Below are 19,197 nucleotides of genomic sequence, written 5' to 3' on the forward strand. Positions count from 1 at the left end.
CTGAACCTGCGGCATGGCTGACCCGGCGCGGGCGCGCCGGCTGGCCAAGCGGGTCTCTGAGATCGTCGCGACGGCGATCGAGTACGAGATCAAAGACCCGGGGTTGGTCGGAGTCACCATCATCGACGCCAAGCTGTCCGGCGACCTGCACGACGCGACGCTGTATTACACGGTGATGGGTTCCTCGTTGGACGAGCAACCCGACTACGCCGGGGCCGCTGCGGCGCTCGAGCGCGCAAAGGGTGTGCTGCGCAGCAAGGTCGGCGCCGGCACCAGAGTCCGGTTCACGCCGACGCTGACCTTCACCCGCGACACGGTGTCGGACTCGGTGCAGCGGATGGAGGAGCTGCTGGCCCGCGCCCGTGCCGCCGACGCTGACGTGGCTCGGGTCCGAGAAGGGGCTACACCGGCCGGCGACCCGGATCCGTACCGCGTATCCGGCGACGAAGACGACATCCCGGACGACGATTCGGGCCTTGCGGCCCGCGGAGGAGCCGGGGCTATGAACCTGGGGGCACCACCAACCGATAACGGGGGAGGCGCCGGTGACGACGACGAATTCGAAGATTGATTCCAACGCAGCAGACCGGGTGGACGCCATCGGCGCTGCCAAGGTGCTGGACGCTGCGGCATCGGTCGGGGTGGTCTGCCACGTGCACCCCGATGCCGACACCATCGGCGCGGGGCTGGCGTTGGCGTTGGTACTCGACCGGTCCGGCAAGTCCGTCGAGGTCAGCTTTGCGGCGCCGGCCGCGCTTCCGGAGTCGTTGCGGTCGCTTCCCGGCGGACGGCTGCTGGTCGATCCCGGTGCGATGCGCCGAGATGTCGACCTCGTCGTGACGGTGGACATTCCGAGCATGAATCGGCTCGGCGACCTCCGCGACATGGCCGGTAACGGACACGAGGTGCTGGTGATCGATCACCACGCGTCGAACCAGATGTTCGGCACCGCGAATTTCGTTGAGCCGTCAGCAGACTCGACCACGATGATGGTGGCTGAGCTGCTCGACGCGTGGGACAAGCCGATCGACACCGACGTCGCCTACTGCCTGTACGCGGGCCTGACCACCGACACCGGGTCGTTCCGCTGGGCCAGTGCAGGTGCGTACCGGTTGGCGGCACGGCTGGTCGAGTTGGGTATCGACAACGCCGCGATCACCCGGTCGCTGATGGACACCCATCCGTTTGCGTGGCTGTCGATGTTGTCCCGGGTGCTGGGTTCGGCGCAGTTGGTGCCGGAGGCCGCCGGCGGTCGCGGCCTGGTCTACGCCGTGGTCACCAACCAGGAGTGGGCCACCGCCCGGCCGGAAGAAGTCGAAAGCATTGTCGACATCGTTCGCACGACGCAGCAGGCCGAGGTGGCCGCGGTGTTCAAGGAGATCGATCCGCAGCATTGGTCGGTGTCGATGCGGGCCAAGGCCGCCGTCGACCTCTCCGCCGTGGCGGCCACCTTCGGCGGCGGTGGACACAAGCTGGCCGCCGGTTATTCGACCACGGGCTCCGTCGACGAGGTCGTGGCTGCGCTGAGCGCCGCTTTGGGGTGAGCGAGCCGGTTCGGTCGCAGCCGGGTGGTCGCCAGATCGCGAAGCTGGCGGTACCGGCCCTCGGCGTGCTCGCCGCTGAACCGCTCTACCTACTCTTCGATACCGCGATCGTCGGCCGGCTGGGCGCGCTGAGCCTGGCCGGTCTGGCGATCGGAGCTCTGATCCTCGGCATGGTCGGTTCGCAGCTGACCTTCCTCTCCTACGGCACCACCGCGCGCTCGGCCCGCTATTTCGGTGCGGGCGAGCGTGATGCGGCAGTTGGCGAAGGCATTCAGGCGACGTGGCTGGCGCTGGCCCTCGGCGTCTCGATCGTCGTCGTGGTGCAGGCGGCGGCGGTTCCGCTGGTGTCGGTGATCGCGGGGTCGGACGACATCGCGCATGCGGCGCTGCCGTGGCTGCGCATCGCGATCCTGGGCGCACCGGCGATATTGCTGTCGATGGCGGGCAACGGATGGCTACGTGGCGTGCAGGACACCGTTCGTCCGCTGCGTTACGTGATCGCCGGCTTCGGCCTGTCGGCCCTGTTGTGTCCGGTGTTGGTCTACGGGTGGTTGGGGGTGCCGCGGTTGGGCTTGGCCGGGTCGGCGGTCGCCAACCTGTCGGGTCAATGGTTGGCCGCGCTGCTGTTCGGGCGCGCCCTGCTCGCCGAGAATGTGCCGGCACGGGTGGATCGCGGCGCGCTGCGGGCTCAGATCGTGCTGGGGCGCGACCTGCTGGTGCGGACCTTGGCGTTCCAGGCTTGTTTCGTCTCCGCCGCCGCGGTGGCCGCACGCTTTGGCGCCGCGGCGGTTGCGGCGCACCAGATCGTGCTGCAGCTGTGGAATTTCCTTGCGCTGGTGCTTGATTCGCTGGCAATCGCGGCCCAGGCGTTGGTCGGTGCCGCGCTGGGCGCCGGCGATGCGCCGCAGGCAACCTCGACGGCCCGGCGGGTGACGGTGTGGTCCGCCGCTGCGGCCACCGGCCTGGCGGCACTCTTCGCCTCCGGTGCCGCGGTCGTGCCCCGATTGTTCACCGATGACGCGTCGGTGCTGGCGGCGGTCGGCGTGCCCTGGTGGTTCATGGTCGCCCAATTGCCGATCGCCGGAGTCGTTTTCGCGCTTGACGGGGTGCTGCTCGGCGCCGGGGATGCGGCGTTCATGCGCACGGCCACGGTCGTCAGTGCAGTCGTCGGCTTTCTGCCGCCGATCTGGCTGTCGCTGCGCTTCGATTGGGGGCTGGCCGGAATCTGGTCCGGGCTGAGCCTTTTCATCGTGCTTCGGTTGGCTTTTGTCGGGTGGCGGGCGATGTCGGGTCGCTGGTTGGTGACCGGACAGTGAAGAGCCAACGCGATCGAATGCTCGACGGCGAGCCGTATCGGGCCGACGATCCCGAGCTGGTTGCGGGCCGCAAGGCGTGCCAGCGCTTGGTCGAGATGTTCAACGCCGGGGAGCCGGAAGCGTTGCGGCGGTTGCTCGCAGGACTGGGCGAGGGTTCGGAAGTCCTTCCGCGTTTTCAGTGCGACTACGGCACCCAGATCACGATCGGCGCCGACTGCTTCGTCAACTACGACGCGATCTTCCTCGACTGCGCGACGATCACCGTCGGCGACAACGTCCAGATCGGACCGCGCGTGCAGTTGCTGACGGCCCTGCATCCCGTCGACGACTACGCGGCTCGGCGAGCAGGCATCGAGTCCGCGGCCCCAATCGTCGTCGGAGACAACGTCTGGCTGGCGGCCGGCGTCATCGTGTGTCCGGGCGTGACCATCGGCGACGACGCGGTGATCGGGGCCGGAAGCGTCGTCACCAGAGACATCCCGGCGCGGGTGTTGGCCGCCGGGAACCCCTGCCGCGTCCTCAGAGAACTCAGCGGCTGACAGCGCTGCTCTTTGCCCCCGTGGCGCCAGGTGCCTAACGCACCTGGGCGCGACCGCGTTGCAGCACCGCCTCGCGGTTGGCGGCGATGTCGTCACCGGAGGTCCGAAATGCCCGCGCCGCAGTCGCTTCCAGCCACAGACCCTCGCTAGTGTTCGAATCGTCGATGCGGTGATACGACGACAACAGCGCGCGGACCGCGTCCTGGTTGTTGCCGACGATGCTGTCGGCGACCTTTCGGGCGGCGGGCAGCAGTTCTTCGTGCGGCACCACCTCGGTGACCAGGCCGGCCCTCAGCGCGTCCTGCGCCGACAGGTAGTCACCGGTCAGGCTCATCCGGCGGGCCAGTCCGATGCCGACCTTCTGCGGCAGGCGCACGCTGAGCCCCCACGTCGGCAGCAGCCCGACCCGGGCGTGAGTGTCGGCGAAGCGAGCCTGCTCGGACGCGATCAGGATGTCGCAGTCCAGCACGATCTCGAGCCCGCCGGTGACGGCGGCGCCGTTGATCGCGCCGATGACGGGCTTGCTCAACGCCGGCCAACGCGGCGAGATGTCCGGAAGCGCGGTCTGCCCACCGAGCTCTTTGAGGTCCAGACCGGCGCAGAACACCGGGTCGGTGCCGGTGACGATGACGACGTCGACGCCGTCGTCGGTCTCGGCCTCGGCCAGGGCCCCGAAGAACTGGTCCCGTAGCGCTGCCGACAACGCGTTGCGTGACTGCGGTCGATTCAGGGTCAGGGTTCGCACCCGCTCGTCGGTGTGGATCAACAGGATGTCTTCGGTCACTGGCGCCGCTCCTCCTCATTGCTCGCGCTGCATCGTCGGCGGCGCGGATCGGTCTTCACGCCAACCGTAGTCACCGTGCGATCTATCGTTGAGACATGTGCCGGAACATCACCGAACTGCGCGGCCTCGAGCCGCCGGCCACCACCGCCGAGGTCGAGGCGGCGGCCAGGCAATATGTGCGCAAGGTCAGTGGCTTCACCCGTCCCTCCTCGGCCAACGCCGAGGTTTTCGAGGCGGCAGTGGCTGAGGTCGCAGCAACGACGGCGCGGCTGCTTCGCGCACTACCGGAGCGCCGTCAACCTCCCAAAACCGATCCGCCGTTGCGCCGCCTCGCGGCACGGTGATCGCGAGCTCGACCGCGCTCAAGGAGTGGGCCGGGGTTGTGCACGCGCTGCTGGCCGGCCGGCAACAGGTGCTGTTGCGCAAAGGTGGAATCGGGGAGAAGCGTTTCGACGTCGCGGCCCGCGAATTCGTTCTGTTCCCGACGGTCGCGCACAGCCACGCGGAACGGGTGCGGCCGCAGTTCCACGATCTGCTCACCGCCGCGGCGCACGACAGCAACGACTATCGGGTCGTCGTACGCGCTGCCGCGAAAGTTGTTGCAGCCGTGCCAGTCAACCGGCCCGACAACATCGAGGCGATCGAGGACCTGCACATCTGGACAGCCGAGTCGGTGCGCCGGGACCGGCTGGATTTTCGCCCCAGACATCGGCTCGCAGTCTTGGTCGTGCAGGCCGTCCCGCTGCTGGAGCCGATCGAGTTGCCTCGCACACCGGAGTACGCCGGCTGCACCAGCTGGGTGCCGCTGCCGGCGATGGACCTAACTCTGGGTACCGCGGTACATGATGACGCGACGCTGAGTGAGGTCGTCGCGCGTGTCCGGGATGCCGTCGAATGATGTTACTTCCGAACGTCTTTCACAGAGTCTGGTCGACCAGCACGGCACCGGCCGGCCAGTCGCCGACGGTGCCCAACGATGTCTGCTCACCGGCCGCGGTGAGCCGCACGATGTCCGCCAGCTGGGCCGGAGCGTCGCACTGGAGGTAGTGGTCGGCACCCGGCAGGATCCAGTAGCGGTTCAATCCAGGCTTGTCCCTGAGGAATTCCTGCCAGACGTAGTTCGCCACCCGGACCGGGGCGACCGTGTCGTGCAGGCCCCACACCAGGGTGGTGTTGACGTCGCTGAGCGAAAGCGATTGGAGCCAGGTGGTTTCGTCGGCGGCGCGTTCGTTGAGGTACTGAATCGTGTCCGGTAGCACCGCGATCTGGTCGTGGTAGGCGAAACAGTCGACCAGCGCGGCGATCTCGGGGTCGTCCAGCCCCCGCCGCGGCATGAACGTCGTGGCTCCCATCCCGGCGGCCAATACCTGCGGCGTCGTTGCCCGTGCGGTGCTGCGGGCCACGGTCGGATCCAGCAGCGCCTTCTGAAACCCGGTCAGATTGGCCAGCGGCAGATAGATGTTCGCGTTCGTGAAGATGGCCTCGGACGGCGGATTCGCGTCCTCGAGATCGGCGAACATCGACAGTGCGATCATCCCGACACTGGTGCCGAGGTCGTGGGTCAGCATCGTGTAGTCGGTCAGCTGCCACAGCTGCGTGATGGCGTGGACCAGTAGACGCGCGTCGTCGTACAGCGAATACACATACGGCGCCGCCGGCTTTCCGGACAGGCCGTAGCCGGGGAAGTCGAGTAGACAAATGTCGAAATCGGCATCCAGTTCCCGGGTCAGCGCATCGAAGTCGATACTGGCCGTCGGAAATCCGTGCACGCAGACCAACGCCGGCGCGCCGGGTGTGCCGCATCGGCGGACGAAGACGGAGACGTCCGCGCCGGAGTTGGCGCCCGTCGTCGACTTCCAGTGAAATTCTTCGCCGCCGCTTCGCCATGCGTCGAGCCCGGCCATCAAGAGCCGACCGGGAACACGATCCGGGACGAGCCGAGCGCAACCTTATGGGTCGACGGTGTGATGCGACTCGCGGTGGACGTCGCCTCGCCGTTGCCGAGATTGCGGTCGAAACGCGGATGGCTGCCGCCGGCGATCAACACCCGGATGCGGGTCCCCGCGCGGAACCGATGCGAGATCGCGTCCAGCTCGACCCTGACGTCGTCGCTCGCCTCGGTCAGCCGCACGAAGCCGTCGCTGACGTTGCGCGAGCGTCCGTCGGCGTCGACCTCGCTGATTCGGACGAACACATCGACGAATGGGATGTCCGAGCTGTGCGCCAGCTCGGCGACCGGGCTGCCGTGCACGACCAGATCGGCGGGCAGCGCCTCGCTGGTGAAGCTGAGGACGTCGCGGCGAGCGGCCAGCGCGGTGTCGTCACGGTAGCCGCCGTCCGGCGAAAGCAGCCGACCGCCGAGGGTGGGCGTCGGGTCGGCCGGGTTGTAGCGGAAGCTGGCCGACGACCCCGCCGCCGGTTTGGCGTCGGACAGTCCGCCACCCGGTTGCAGGTACCACGCCCGGTCCGCGGTCGCCGGCGGCCAGTCGGGCAGCCCGCGCCAGCCCTCGTGCCGGACGAAGAAGCGAACTCGATCGCTACGCGGAGTCACCGGGCGGTCGGCCAGGTGGGTGTCCAGCCACTGCTGGGTTTCCCGGGAGACCGTGGACAGCCCGGCGAAGAGCAGCTCAGTGTGTGTCCAGGGCCCCATGGTCAGCGCGACGTCGACGCCCCGACCGCGAAGGTGCCGGAATTGATACAACGTCTGGGGTAAGAACAGATCTTGCCAGCCGCTGAGCAGCAGCAACGGTACTTCGATCCGGTCGAGTGCCGAGTCGACCCTCAGCGGACCCCAGAACGGGTTGTCGTCCGCCGGGGGTGTCAGCCATGACTCCCACCACGGCGCCCCGTCGCCGAGCAGCCCCCGGCCGGAGGCGCCGAGTGGCGCCACACCAGCGGCCCGGACGACTCTTTTCTGGGCCCGCAGCTGGCGCATGCCGGCCCGGAACAGGCCGCCGTCTTCCTGGCGGGCGACCAGATTGCTCCAGCCGAGAAAATCGTTGACGGAGAACGCCCCGGTTCCCCAGCTCGACAGGCCTAGATCGTGGGGACCCGCCACGATCACGCTTGTGACCAGCTCCGGCGGCGGATCCTGCAGCAGCGCGAACTGCGTGAAACCCAGATACGAAATCCCGATCGTGGCGAAGCGGCCGGTGAACCACGGCTGACGTCGCATCCACTCCACGGTGTCGGCGCCGTCGGCCGCTTCGTGGACCATCGGCGAGAAGTCACCGCCTGAGCCGAATGTTCCTCGGACACTTTGCAATATGACTCGGTAGCCGTGGGCGGCGTGCAGGTCGGCGAACACCAGCGAGAACGGAAACCGCCGGCCGTAGGGGCCCCGGGCCAGTAGGGTCCCGACGGTCTTGCCGGTCGGCTGATACACGTCGGCGACCAGCTCGACCCCGTCGCGCATCGGGATCTTGACGGGGCTGACCGTGTAACTCGTCGTCGGGGCGGCCAGGCCCAAGGTCCGGGCGACAGCGCGGCCGGCGAGCCGTCGGGGGAGGGTGCGCAGGGTCGATCCGGCGGCCTGTTCGGAGGTGGTCGTCACCGCATCAGATTATGTGCGCGGCGACGGGTGTGGGCCTAGAACTTGTAGTACGGCGCAAGGTCATTGGCGCGCTGCAGGTTGACGGCCGGGCAGTCGACGTCCGGGCTGGAATAGATCGTCGAATAGAACAGCGACTGCTGGATCACCCCGTAGCTGGTTTTGAACGCCACCATGCACGAGAAATAGAAGTAGCTGTTGTGGTAGGTGGGCTTGAGGTTCCACCATTGCGCGGCGCGGTGACCGGCGATGGTGGTCTCGACCGCGTCGGCGGGCAGCGACTGCTCGTAGGTGCGCCACACAATCGGCTCGACCGCCAACTGATAGTTCCCCGCATCGAAGTGGCAGCGCAGCCCCTCCTCGGGTATCGGCGGGGTGAACCCCAGCCCGAGCCGCTGGACCGTATCGAACGGGATGTCCCGGCAGGGGTCGAACGGGCTCGGATCGGTGGTCGCCACGATCGGGCTCTTCATCGTGGTCGGCGTGTCCATCGGAAATCCGGTGGACCGCAACTGGACTGTGGGCACACCGACGACGGTCGGTGGCGTGCTCTGCAGCACTACGACACATGCCGTGATCAGGGCGCCGAATGCGGCAAGCAGTCGTAGCTTGCTGAGCATGACCCCCCTGTCGTGCCTGATCGTGATCGACTCCGCTCCGGGCGCGAGGGCCTCGTCTCCTGCGCGGATGCCGCTGGACTACTGCGGGGAGTTTACAAGCCGCACCCGCGCCGCCACAGGGTAAACGAGAACCTGTTCTAGTCGACCGTCGGCAGCGCGCGAACAGCGGCGCAGCGACCAGCCGTTAGGCTGGGAAATCGTGGCTTGGCAAGAAGACGGGCAACAGCCCCCGACCGCACGGCAGCCGACGCTGTGGGCGGTCTCGGATCTGCACACCGGCCATGTGGGCAACAAGCCCGTCACCGAATCCCTGTATCCGTCTACGCCGGACGACTGGCTGATCGTGTGTGGCGACGTCGCCGAGCGCACCGACGAGATCCGCTGGGCCCTGGACCTGCTGCGACGGCGCTTCGCCAAAGTGATCTGGGTGCCCGGCAACCACGAGCTGTGGACCACCAACAAGGACCCGATGCAGGTCTTCGGGCGCGACCGCTACGACTACCTGGTCAACATGTGCGACGAGCTCGGGGTGGTGAGCCCGGAGCACCCGTTCCCGGTCTGGACCGAGCGGGGCGGGCCGGCGACCATCGTGCCGCTGTTCCTGCTGTACGACTATTCGTTCCTGCCGAGAGGCGCGACGAGCAAAGCCGAGGGGTTGGCGATCGCCCGCGAGCGCAATGTGGTGTGCACCGACGAGTTCCTGCTCTCAGCGGATCCGTACCCCTCCCGAGACGCGTGGTGCCACGAGCGGGTGGCGGCTACCCGCAAGCGCCTCGACGACCTGGACTGGATGAATCCGACCGTGCTGGTCAACCATTTCCCGATGGTGCGCCAGCCGTGTGATGCGCTGTTCCTGCCGGAGTTCTCGCTGTGGTGCGGAACCACCGAAACCGCCGACTGGCACACCCGCTACAACGCGGTCTGCTCGGTCTACGGGCACCTGCACATTCCGCGGACAACCTGGTATGACGACGTCCGCTTCGAAGAGGTGTCGGTGGGCTATCCGCGAGAGTGGCGACGCCGTAAGCCGTACAGCTGGCTGCGTCAGATCCTGCCCGACCCGCAGTACGCGCCCGGATACCTCAACGACTTCGGCGGCCACTTCGTGATCACCGCGGAGATGAAGGCACAGGCTCAGCAGTTTCGCGACCGACTGCGTCAGCGGTAGTCGCGATGACGTTGAACACCTTGATGTCTGCTGTGCTGCCGACCGTCGACGACTTGGCGTGCGCCGAATTGTATTCCGATCCACCGGGGTTGGCGCCGTTGGCGGAAGAGGAGCCGCTGATCGAGCGGTCGGTGGCCAAGCGGCGCAACGAGTTCATCACCGTCCGGTACTGCGCGCGTATCGCGCTGGGCGAACTGGGTTTTCCACCCGTGCCGATCCTCAAAGGGGAGAAGGGCGAACCCTGCTGGCCTGACGGAGTGGTCGGAAGTATCACCCACACGGCCGGCTACCGCGGTGCGGTGGTCGGTCGGGCCGGTGCGGTGCGCTCGGTGGGAGTGGATGCCGAACCGCACGACGTGCTGCCGGACGGCGTGCTCGACGCGATCAGTCTGCCGGCCGAGCGCGCCGAAATGAAAGTCCTGCCCTCCCATATCCATTGGGACCGGATCTTGTTCTGCGCCAAGGAAGCCACCTACAAGGCATGGTTCCCGCTGACCAAGCGATGGCTGGGCTTCGAAGACGCACACATCACTTTCACCGTCGATGGAACCGGCTCGGCCGGTGCGTTCGAATCGACGATCTTGGTGGACGGAGCAACGCTGACCGGTCCGCCGCTGAGATCGCTGGCCGGGCGGTGGTCGGTGGATCGCGACTTGGTGCTGACGGCGATCACGTTATGAACCCCGGCCTTGTCGTCGTCGACAAGCCGGCCGGTATGACGAGTCACGACGTGGTCGGACGTTGCCGGCGCATCTTCGGGACCCGTCGGGTCGGTCATGCCGGAACACTGGATCCGATGGCCACCGGGGTGCTGGTGATCGGCGTCGAGCGGGCCACCAAGATTCTGGGCCTGGTCACCGAAACCTCGAAGTCCTACGCGGCAACGCTTCGGCTCGGCCAGACCACCTCCACCGAGGACGCCGAAGGTGATCTCACGCAACATGTTTCGGCCTGCGGTGTCAGCGACGAAGCGATCGAGGCGGCGATTGCCGGGTTGCGTGGCGACATCGCACAGGTGCCGTCCGCGGTCAGTGCGATCAAAGTCGACGGGCAGCGGGCCTACCGGCTGGCCCGTGAAGGCCAGACCGTGGAACTCGCCGCCCGGCCGGTCCGCATCGACCGGTTCGAGATGCTGGCGGTGCGTCGCCACGACGATCTCGTCGACGTCGATGTCGTGGTGGACTGCTCATCAGGTACCTACATCCGCGCGCTGGCCCGCGACGTCGGCATGACGCTGGGAGTCGGCGGTCACCTGACTGCGTTACGGCGCACCAGGGTTGGCCGGTTCGGCCTCGACCAGGCCCGCACGCTCGACGAGCTGACCGACCAGCCCGGGCTGAGCCTGACGTTGGACGAGGCGTGCCTGCAACTGTTCGCACACCGACACCTCACCGATGACGAAGCCGACTCGGCCGCCAACGGTCGCGCGCTGAAACCGGCCGGCATCGACGGGATCTACGCCGCGCACACCGACGACGGCCGGGTCATTGCGCTGCTGCGCGAAGAGGGCGAGAGGACCAAGTCCGTCGTCGTCATTCGGCCGGCAAACCTGTAACGGCACGTTCGCCGATGTGATCAGCTAACATTCTGGACAGAATGTAAGTAGCTCGGGAATGCGAGGCGGTGACGTGGCAGCAGTTGGCGAACGACGGGTGAGGCGCACCCAGGCCGAGCGCAGCGCCGCCATGCGCACCCGTCTGCTCGACGCCACGATCGAATGCCTGGTCACCTACGGCTACGCCGGGACGACCACTCCGCGCGTCGCCGAGCGTGCCGGCGTCACCAGGGGCGCTCAGATCCATCACTTCCGCTCGAAAGAGGATCTGGTGGTCGCGGCGATCGAGCATCTGGCGCAGCAACGGGTGCAGGCTTCCATGCGTGAGTTCGGCCTGGTGGAGACCAGCAGCGATCCGGTGTCGACGGTGCTGGAATTCCTCTGGGAATCCCACCAGGGGCCGATGTTCGTTGCGACGGTAGAACTTTGGGTGGCGGCGCGCACCGATCCGGTGCTGGCCCGCCACGTCGAACGGGTCGAGCCGCTGGTCAACAGCACTCTGATTTCGGCGGTCGCCCAGCTGGTGCCCGATCACGCCGTTCGTAAAGATCTGCGCAACTTCGTCTACACCGCAATGGACGCACTGCGGGGGATCCTGCTGGCGAGCTTCGTCGATCGGGACACCGCCCGCGCGCGCCGGCGTTGGAACCGCGCCTGCGAACAGCTGCGCATCGTCGTCGACGGTCTGCTGACCGCCGATTCCCTGGACTGAACCGCGCCACGGCGTCTGCCTCGACCCACTGCACCCTGCGCCTTTGCAAAGATACAATCAGGTGTGTATGTTTTGGCGCAAGGCACGAATCCAGTCCGAGGGGAGCGCGATGTCCAAGAAGGTCTACGTCATCGGAGTCGGGATGACGAAGTTCGAAAAGCCGGGCCGCCGGGAGAATTGGGACTACCCGGACATGGCTCGCGAGTCCGGCACCAAGGCGCTCGAGGACGCCGGCATCGACTACGCCGCAATCGAACAGGGCTACGTCGGCTACGTCTACGGCGAGTCGACCTCCGGTCAGCGCGCACTCTACGAGCTGGGCCTGAGCGGCATTCCGATCGTCAATGTCAACAACAACTGTTCGACCGGTTCGACCGCCTTGTACCTTGCCGCGCAAGCGATTCGCGGCGGACTGGCCGACTGCACGATCGCGCTCGGCTTCGAGAAGATGAAACCGGGCTCACTGGAATCGACCTATGACGACCGCACCAACCCGATGGAAAAGCACATCATCGCGATGGCCGAGATCTCGGAAGTGCTTTTCCCGCCGGCGCCGTGGATGTTCGGTGCGGCCGGTCGTGAGCACATGCAGCAATACGGCAGCACCGCTGAGCATTTCGCCAAGATCGGGTACAAGAATCACAAGCACTCGGTCAACAACCCGTACGCCCAGTTCCAGGAGTCCTACTCGCTGGAGGACATCCTCGGTGCGCGGATGATCTACGACCCACTGACCAAGTTGCAATGCTCGCCCACCTCGGACGGCTCGGGCGCAGCGATCTTGGCCTCGGAGGCGTTCGTCGACAAGCACAACCTGGCGGGGCAAGCGGTGGAGATCGTCGGGCAGGCCATGACGACGGACTTCGCGAACAGTTTCGACGGCACCTGCAAGGGGTTGATCGGCTATCACATGAATGTGCAAGCCGCCCAACGCGTCTACGACCAATCCGGTCTGGGGCCCGAGGAGTTCCAGGTCATCGAATTGCATGACTGCTTCTCGGCCAACGAGCTGCTGCTCTACGAAGCGCTCGGACTGTGCGCCGAGGGCGAGGCGCCGAAGCTGATCGACAACGGCGATGTCACCTACGGGGGACGTTGGGTGGTCAACCCGTCCGGCGGCCTGATCTCCAAAGGGCACCCGCTCGGGGCCACCGGATTGGCGCAGTGCGCCGAGCTGACCTGGCAACTGCGTGGCCAGGCAGACAAGCGGCAGGTCGACAACGTCACCGCCGCGCTGCAACACAACATCGGACTCGGCGGTGCGGCCGTCGTCACCGCCTACCAGCGCGCCGAACGCTGAACCACGACAACAACTGACGAAGGAGAACGACCATGGGACACATCGAGGCGACCCGCCACCTGTCGGCGGACCCGGAGGCTTTGTGGGGGACCGTCACCGACTTGGCCAACTGGGACAAGTGGTTCACCGTGCACGAGAAGTGGCTCGAAGGCCCGCCCGACACCGTGACCGAAGGCGCGACGCTGACGGCCAAGATCGTGATGCTGGGAATGGCGAACAAGATCCAGTGGACCATCGAACAGGTCGACGCACCGCGCTCGCTGATCCTGTCGGGCACCGGAATGGCAGGTGTCAAAGCCAAATTCACCTTCACCATCGACCCGGCCGGCGAGGGTTCCGACTTCAGCGTCTCCGGAGACTTCGAAGGCGCGATGATCAAGGGTGCGCTCGGCAAGGCCGTGGAGAAGGACGGCGTCAAGCAGCTCGCCACGACGCTCGACCAGCTCGACGCGCTGGCGTCGGCATCGGCCTGACCCATGGTGGAGACGCTGGAATTCGACGATGCCGGTCTGGGGCGGTGGACCGACGAGGAGCGGTTCGACGTCACCCAGGAGCGGCTGGCCGAGTACGCCGCGGCCACCAATGACCCGATCGCGGCGCACCGCAGAGGGGACGTTGCGCCACCGGTTTTCGCGATAGTGCCCGTCTTCGAGGCGCTGCTCACCCCGGCGGTGGATGTGATGCCCGTCGAGGCCATCCCACGAATCGTGCACGGCGAGCAAGACTTTCACTTCCATCGCCCGATTCATCCAGGCGACAAGCTGGTCTCGCGCGGTAAGATGATCGGGTACCAGGGCTTGGAGAAAGGCACTCGGGCAGCGATCCTGCTCGAATGTCGCACGGAGGACGGTGAACTCGTCAACGAGCAGTACGTCACCACGTTCGTGCGAGGCATGTCGGTGGGCAAGACGGTCGGCGACCTGAGCCCAGAGCACAAGTTCGACGACAGGCTCCGGGAGCAGGCTCCGGTCGCCAAGGTCGTCCAGCACGTCGACAGCGACCAGACCTTCCGTTACGCACCGGCGGCCGGTGATCCGATGCCGATTCACCTCGACGAGGAGGTGGCTCGCGACGCCGGTCTGCCCGGGATCATCGCCCACGGCCTGTGCACCATGGCGTTCACCTCGTGGGCGGTGCTGACGGAGTTGGCGGACTCGGATGTCAACCGACTCAAACGATTTGCGGTCCGTTTCTCCAAGCCGGTGATCCCCGGGGACGAGCTGGAAACCAGGATCTGGAAAATCGGCAGCAGCGGCGGAACGACGAGCTACGCATTCGAAACGGCCAGGGGCGACGATCTCGTCATCACCGACGGCCTGGCCGTCCTGACCGACTGACACAAGGGAGTCGCACAAACATGGGTGCATTGGAGGGCCGCGTCGCGGTCATCACCGGGGCGGGCCGCGGCATCGGTCGCGAACATGCGTTGCTGTTCGCCAGAGAGGGTGCCAGGGTCGTCGTCAACGATCTCGGCGGCAGCAACGACGGTGAGGGTGCCGACACCGGTCCCGCACACGAGGTGGTCGAAGAGATCAAAGCGGCCGGCGGTGTCGCGGTCGTCAACACCGAGAACATCTCGACCTGGACCGGCGCCGAAAGTGCTGTGCAGCAGGCGATCGACGAGTTCGGTGGTCTCGACATCCTGGTCAACAACGCCGGGATCCTGCGCGACGCATTCATCGCGGGCATGGAGGAAGCACAGTGGGACGCGGTGATCGCGGTCCATCTGAAAGGTCATTTCGCGATGTTGCATCACGCGGCCGCGTACTGGAAAGCACAGTCGAAAGCGGGTGACCAGCCCAACGCCGCGGTGATCAACACCGCCTCGGGTTCCGGTGTGACACTGCCGAATGCGGGCCAGGCGAACTACGGCTCGGCGAAGGCGGGCATCGCGGCACTGACGCTGATCGCCGCGGAGGAGCTCGAACGCTACGGCGTGCGGGTGAATGCGATCGCGCCGATCGCGCGGACCCGGCTCACGCTGGCGACGCCCGGCATGGGTTCGCTGATGTCCGAGCCCGAAGACGGCGAGCTCGACCTTTTCAGTCCATCCAACATCGCACCGCTGGTCGCTTACCTGGCGACAGAGAAGTGCCCGATCACCGGCCGGGTGTATGCGGTTCAAGGCGGAGCGATTTCGTCGCTGTCGGGTTGGCACGACGTCGACACGATCGAGACCGACGGCCCCTGGCTGATCGACGACATCGCCGCACGCCTGCCGCAGTAATCAAGGAGCACAACATGTTCGAATGGTCCGACACCGACCTGATCATGCGGGACACCATCCGCGGATTCATCGACAAAGAGATCCGGCCGCACCTCGACGCGCTGGAGACCGGTGAGATCTCGCCCTATCCGATTGCGCGCAAGTTGTTCAGCGAATTCGGTCTCGACGTGATGGCCGCGGAAGCGGTCAAGACGATGCTGGACAAGGAGCGCGCCAAACAGGAAGCCCGACATGCCGACGGAGCAACAGGGGAGAAGTCTTCCCGTGGTTTCGCCGGCCTGGGTGCGCAGGGATCGATGGCGGCGGTGCTGGTCTCCGAGCTCGCCGGGGTGAGCCTCGGCCTGCTCAGCGCCGTCGGCGTCAGCCTCGGCCTGGGCGCCGCGACGATCATGAGCCGTGGCACGCTCGCGCAGAAGGAGCGCTGGCTACCCGAACTCATGACACTGGAGAAGATCGCGGCTTGGGCCATCACCGAGCCCGATTCCGGCTCCGATGCTTTCGGCGGGATGAAGACCACGGTCAAGCGCGACGGAGCCGACTATCTCCTCAACGGGCAGAAGACGTTCATCACCAACGGTCCCTACGCCGACGTGATGGTGGTCTACGCCAAGCTCGACGACGGCACCACCGACAAGCGCAACCGGTCGGTGCTGACGTTCGTCTTGGACGCCGGGATGGCGGGGCTCGCCCAGGGCAAGCCGTTCAAGAAGATGGGCATCATGTCGTCGCCGACCGGCGAGTTGTTCTTCGACAATGTCCGGCTGTCACCGGACCGCCTGCTGGGCGAGACCGAGAACCACACCGGGGGCGACGGCCGGGAGAGCGCACGGGCGAACTTCTCGGCCGAGCGGATCGGGGTGGCGTTGATGTCGTTGGGCATCATCAACGAGTGCCATCGGCTCTGCGTCGACTACGCCAAGACCCGCACGCTGTGGGGGAAGAACATCGGCCAATTCCAGCTGATTCAGCTCAAGCTGGCCAAGATGGAAGTCGCGCGGATTAACGTGCAGAACATGGTGTTCCAGACCCTGGAGAAAGCCCAGGCCGGCAAGATGCCGTCGCTGGCGGAGGCTTCGGCCATCAAGCTGTACTCGTCGGAGGCTGCCACCGACGTCGCAATGGACGCGGTTCAGCTGTTCGGGGGCAACGGCTACATGGCCGAGTACCGGGTGGAACAACTGGCCCGTGACGCCAAGTCGCTGATGATCTACGCCGGGAGCAACGAGGTCCAGGTGACACACATCGCCAAGGGCCTGCTCGCCTGATGAGCATCCGGACGACGGCCAAGGTGCTGCGCCGCAGAACGCTGACCATCGTCGATCGACTGACCTATGTTCCGGTCTCGCGGCTGACCCTGAACACCTTGCTCAATGTCCTGGTGTCGCAGCAGTGGTTGTTCACCGGGCTACGGCCGGCAGCGGACAACCTGATCGCCCGCACCTCCCCGGTGGTGCCAGGAGTCCTGGTCGTGCCGGTCTCGGACCCGGTTCGTGGGGAGTGGGTGCGGGCGCCGGACAACGACGACGCGGCCGGGGTGATCCTGGTCCTGCACGGCAGCGGTTACCTGATCTGCTCGTCGCGCACCCACCGCGGTTTCGCCTCACATCTGTCCGAGTACTCGGGAATGCCGGCGTTCACCGTCGACTACCGCCTCGCGCCGGAGCACCCGTTTCCCGCGGCCGAAGACGATGCCTTCGCGGCGTACCGCTGGCTGCTGGAACAGGGGCACGATCCGGCGAAGATCGTCGTCGCCGGGGACTCGGCCGGGGGGCATCTCGCAGTCGCGCTTGCCGTGCGGCTGCGCAACGAAGGACTCCCGCTGCCGGCAGCGCTTGCACTGTTCGGCCCGTTGATCGATCCGTCGTACCGGGCGTGTATCGCCGACCCGCGAGTCCGGAGTCAACCGCTCGATCCGCGCACCGCGCGCCGCGCCGTCGCGCTGTACGTCGGTGATCACGATGACCAGGATCCCCGGTTGAATCTGTTGAACGCCGACCTCTCCGATCTACCGCCGATCCAGATCCACTTCGGATCGCGGGAAGTCATGCGGGCCGACGCGGAGGCTTTCGCCAAGCAGGTGGTGGAATTGGGTGGTCGCTGCGACGAGCAGTTGTGGCCCGGTCTCATGCACGGCTACTGGCTGTGGCCGCGCGACGGAGGGTTCACCAGCCTGCAGGTCGCGGGCCAGTTCCTTCGCTCGGCGGTCGGTCTGGTCGACCCGGTGTCATGAACGCGCTCAACGAAATCCGCAGCCGTTTGGCTGCGGCCCGAGTGCTGGCCCGCCGTGGGATGGTCGACCTACGCCGACCGGACGAGGCGGTGCGGTCCTTACTGGCCATCCGCCGCTACGGCGCTTTCGGTGGACTCCTCAGCAACGCCGCGGTCCGCTACGGCGACGCACCGGCGATCACCGACGACCGCGGCACGGTCAGCTTCCGTCAGCTCGACGAGACGTCCAACGCGCTGGCACGTGGACTGGTGGTCAAGGGAATCCGGGCCGGGGCGGTGATCGCGACGCTGCAGCGCAACAGCCGCGACGTCATGGTGACCGTGGCGGCGGCCAACAAAATCGGTGTCCGGACGGTGCTGATGAACACCGGCTTCGCCGGCCCGCAACTGGCTGATGTGTCCGCGCGCGAAAACGTCAGCGCCATTCTGGTCGACGACGAGTTCGAGAACATCCTCACGACGCTGCCATCGCAGATCCTGCGGTTCACCACCAGTCGGCAACACGAGTTGACCGACAATCAGTCGGTGTCGCCGTTGCCCGCGCCACGGCAGCCGGGCGGTATGGCGCTGCTGACCAGCGGGACCACCGGCACCCCGAAAGGCGTGCCGCGCAACCGAATCGACCCGCTGCAGTCGGCGCAGCTGCTCGACCGGATTCCGTGGCCCCGCGACGGTGCCTACTACATCGCCGCCCCCTTATTTCACGCGACGGGCCTGGCGACCTGCGCGACGGGCTTGATCACGGGTAACCGTGTCGTGATGGCGCGGCGCTTCGACCCGGAGGCGGCTCTGAAGGCGATCACGCACTATCGGGTCGGCGCGGTGGTTCTGGTGCCGACCATGCTGCAGCGCATCCTCGACCTGGGTTCCGACGTGCTGGCCAAGTACGAAACCTCCTCTTTGACGGTGCTTTTCGCCGCGGGCTCGTCGTTGTCACCCGACCTGTGCCGTCGTACCCACGACGCTTTCGGCGCCGTGCTCTACAACCTGTACGGCTCCACCGAGGTCGCTGTCGCCGCCGTCGCCACGCCCGATGAGCTGCACCGCGCGCCAGGCACCGTGGGCCGGCCACCCGTCGGTTGCACGGTGGTCATCTACGACGAGAACCGCCGCAGGGTCACCGAACCCGGTCACGTCGGAACCTTGTTCGTGTCAAGCGATCTCAGCTTCACCGGTTACACCGACGGTGGCAACAAAGAGATCGTCGACGGTCTGCTGTCCACCGGTGACACCGGGCACTTCGACGAAACCGGCCTGTGGTTCGTCGATGGCCGCGACGACGACATGATCGTCTCCGGCGGCGAGAACGTCTTTCCACTGGAGGTCGAGAATCTTCTCGCCGACCACCCGGACATCGTCGAGGCGTCGGTCATCGGCGTCGACGATGCGGAATTCGGCAAGCGCCTGGCGGCCTACGTGGTCGGCCGTCCCGAATCCGCGCTGGACGCCGACGCGGTCAAGTCGCACGTGCGCGCGCATCTGGCCCGGCACAAGATTCCCCGCGACGTCATCTTCGTCGAGCAATTGCCGCGCAACGAGACCGGCAAAGTTCTGCGCAAGCAGCTCACCGAGAGTTAGCGCCGTGTCTGAAGGTGTCAAATCGATGTCTGCTTTTCGCATTCCGGATGCGCCGCGGCGGTCGTAGCGTCGTGA

General features: G+C 66.5%; 21 protein-coding genes. 17 read left to right on the forward strand and 4 right to left on the reverse strand.

Going from position 1 to position 19,197, the window contains the following annotated elements; genetic code table 11:
• Window positions 1-13: 13 nt before the first annotated feature.
• The 4 genes from rbfA to CYU59_RS14635 are packed head-to-tail and all read left to right on the forward strand — an operon-like array spanning window position 14 to window position 3,399.
• The gene (gene rbfA / locus CYU59_RS14620) at window positions 14-571 is read left to right on the forward strand and encodes a 30S ribosome-binding factor RbfA (protein WP_292990767.1); all 558 of its coding nucleotides are present in this window, start codon (window positions 14-16) and stop codon (window positions 569-571) included.
• The gene (locus CYU59_RS14625) at window positions 546-1,544 is read left to right on the forward strand and encodes a bifunctional oligoribonuclease/PAP phosphatase NrnA (protein WP_292990769.1); all 999 of its coding nucleotides are present in this window, start codon (window positions 546-548) and stop codon (window positions 1,542-1,544) included. The genes rbfA and CYU59_RS14625 overlap by 26 nt, the downstream gene beginning before the upstream one ends.
• On the forward strand, window positions 1,541-2,860 hold the full coding sequence (locus CYU59_RS14630; protein WP_292990771.1) for an MATE family efflux transporter: 1,320 nt from the start codon (window positions 1,541-1,543) through the stop codon (window positions 2,858-2,860). Before CYU59_RS14625 ends, CYU59_RS14630 begins: the two co-directional genes overlap by 4 nt.
• On the forward strand, window positions 2,857-3,399 hold the full coding sequence (locus tag CYU59_RS14635) for a sugar O-acetyltransferase (RefSeq protein WP_292990773.1): 543 nt from the start codon (window positions 2,857-2,859) through the stop codon (window positions 3,397-3,399). The genes CYU59_RS14630 and CYU59_RS14635 overlap by 4 nt, the downstream gene beginning before the upstream one ends.
• Window positions 3,400-3,433: 34 nt before the next feature.
• Here CYU59_RS14635 and CYU59_RS14640 read toward each other — a convergent pair whose 3' ends face one another.
• Window positions 3,434-4,183 (reverse strand): enoyl-CoA hydratase, encoded by a 750-nt coding sequence (locus tag CYU59_RS14640; protein WP_292990775.1) that lies wholly within the window; start codon window positions 4,181-4,183, stop codon window positions 3,434-3,436.
• A 95-nt stretch (window positions 4,184-4,278) separates the two neighbouring features.
• On the opposite strand from CYU59_RS14640, the gene CYU59_RS14645 reads away from it, so the two are divergent.
• Window positions 4,279-4,527 (forward strand): DUF2277 family protein, encoded by a 249-nt coding sequence (locus CYU59_RS14645; protein WP_292990777.1) that lies wholly within the window; start codon window positions 4,279-4,281, stop codon window positions 4,525-4,527.
• Complete coding sequence (locus CYU59_RS14650; RefSeq protein WP_292990779.1) at window positions 4,524-5,081, forward strand: DUF1802 family protein; 558 nt, start codon at window positions 4,524-4,526, stop codon at window positions 5,079-5,081. Before CYU59_RS14645 ends, CYU59_RS14650 begins: the two co-directional genes overlap by 4 nt.
• Before the next feature lie 19 nt (window positions 5,082-5,100).
• On the opposite strand, the gene CYU59_RS14655 is transcribed toward CYU59_RS14650, so the two are convergent.
• Genes CYU59_RS14655 through CYU59_RS14665 form a run of 3 tightly spaced genes read right to left on the reverse strand, consistent with a single transcriptional unit; the run spans window position 5,101 to window position 8,353 of the window.
• Window positions 5,101-6,087, reverse strand: a complete 987-nt coding sequence (locus CYU59_RS14655; protein ID WP_292990782.1) for an alpha/beta hydrolase — start codon at window positions 6,085-6,087, stop codon at window positions 5,101-5,103.
• Window positions 6,087-7,736, reverse strand: coding sequence for a CocE/NonD family hydrolase (locus CYU59_RS14660; RefSeq protein ID WP_292990784.1), 1,650 nt, complete (start codon window positions 7,734-7,736; stop codon window positions 6,087-6,089). The genes CYU59_RS14655 and CYU59_RS14660 overlap by 1 nt, the downstream gene beginning before the upstream one ends.
• Window positions 7,737-7,771: 35 nt before the next feature.
• The gene (locus tag CYU59_RS14665; protein WP_292990786.1) at window positions 7,772-8,353 is read right to left on the reverse strand and encodes a DUF3558 domain-containing protein; all 582 of its coding nucleotides are present in this window, start codon (window positions 8,351-8,353) and stop codon (window positions 7,772-7,774) included.
• Between the two features lie 199 nt (window positions 8,354-8,552).
• Between CYU59_RS14665 and CYU59_RS14670 the strand changes: the two genes are divergently transcribed.
• From CYU59_RS14670 to CYU59_RS14720, 11 genes are all read left to right on the forward strand, one after another.
• Window positions 8,553-9,521: a metallophosphoesterase gene (locus CYU59_RS14670; protein WP_292990788.1), complete on the forward strand. Its 969-nt coding sequence runs from the start codon at window positions 8,553-8,555 to the stop codon at window positions 9,519-9,521.
• A 5-nt stretch (window positions 9,522-9,526) separates the two neighbouring features.
• A complete protein-coding gene (locus CYU59_RS14675) occupies window positions 9,527-10,201 on the forward strand; it encodes a 4'-phosphopantetheinyl transferase (protein WP_292990791.1) in 675 nt (224 codons plus the stop codon).
• Window positions 10,198-11,076, forward strand: coding sequence for a tRNA pseudouridine(55) synthase TruB (gene truB / locus CYU59_RS14680; RefSeq protein WP_292990794.1), 879 nt, complete (start codon window positions 10,198-10,200; stop codon window positions 11,074-11,076). The genes CYU59_RS14675 and truB overlap by 4 nt, the downstream gene beginning before the upstream one ends.
• A 130-nt stretch (window positions 11,077-11,206) precedes the next feature.
• On the forward strand, window positions 11,207-11,788 hold the full coding sequence (locus CYU59_RS14685; RefSeq protein ID WP_292991029.1) for a TetR/AcrR family transcriptional regulator: 582 nt from the start codon (window positions 11,207-11,209) through the stop codon (window positions 11,786-11,788).
• An 88-nt stretch (window positions 11,789-11,876) separates the two neighbouring features.
• On the forward strand, window positions 11,877-13,088 hold the full coding sequence (locus tag CYU59_RS14690; RefSeq protein WP_292991031.1) for a lipid-transfer protein: 1,212 nt from the start codon (window positions 11,877-11,879) through the stop codon (window positions 13,086-13,088).
• A gap of 32 nt (window positions 13,089-13,120) precedes the next feature.
• The gene (locus tag CYU59_RS14695; RefSeq protein ID WP_292990797.1) at window positions 13,121-13,561 is read left to right on the forward strand and encodes an SRPBCC family protein; all 441 of its coding nucleotides are present in this window, start codon (window positions 13,121-13,123) and stop codon (window positions 13,559-13,561) included.
• A 3-nt stretch (window positions 13,562-13,564) separates the two neighbouring features.
• On the forward strand, window positions 13,565-14,425 hold the full coding sequence (locus CYU59_RS14700; protein WP_292990800.1) for a MaoC/PaaZ C-terminal domain-containing protein: 861 nt from the start codon (window positions 13,565-13,567) through the stop codon (window positions 14,423-14,425).
• A gap of 20 nt (window positions 14,426-14,445) precedes the next feature.
• Window positions 14,446-15,315 (forward strand): SDR family oxidoreductase, encoded by an 870-nt coding sequence (locus CYU59_RS14705; RefSeq protein WP_292990802.1) that lies wholly within the window; start codon window positions 14,446-14,448, stop codon window positions 15,313-15,315.
• A 14-nt stretch (window positions 15,316-15,329) separates the two neighbouring features.
• Window positions 15,330-16,580: an acyl-CoA dehydrogenase family protein gene (locus CYU59_RS14710; RefSeq protein WP_292990805.1), complete on the forward strand. Its 1,251-nt coding sequence runs from the start codon at window positions 15,330-15,332 to the stop codon at window positions 16,578-16,580.
• Window positions 16,580-17,545, forward strand: coding sequence for an alpha/beta hydrolase (locus CYU59_RS14715; protein WP_292990808.1), 966 nt, complete (start codon window positions 16,580-16,582; stop codon window positions 17,543-17,545). The genes CYU59_RS14710 and CYU59_RS14715 overlap by 1 nt, the downstream gene beginning before the upstream one ends.
• On the forward strand, window positions 17,542-19,122 hold the full coding sequence (locus CYU59_RS14720) for an acyl-CoA synthetase (protein ID WP_292990811.1): 1,581 nt from the start codon (window positions 17,542-17,544) through the stop codon (window positions 19,120-19,122). The genes CYU59_RS14715 and CYU59_RS14720 overlap by 4 nt, the downstream gene beginning before the upstream one ends.
• The last annotated feature ends 75 nt before the right edge of the window (window positions 19,123-19,197 follow it).

Origin of the sequence: Mycobacterium sp., from assembly GCF_002863225.1 — a bacterium.
Lineage (GTDB): Bacteria > Actinomycetota > Actinomycetes > Mycobacteriales > Mycobacteriaceae > Mycobacterium.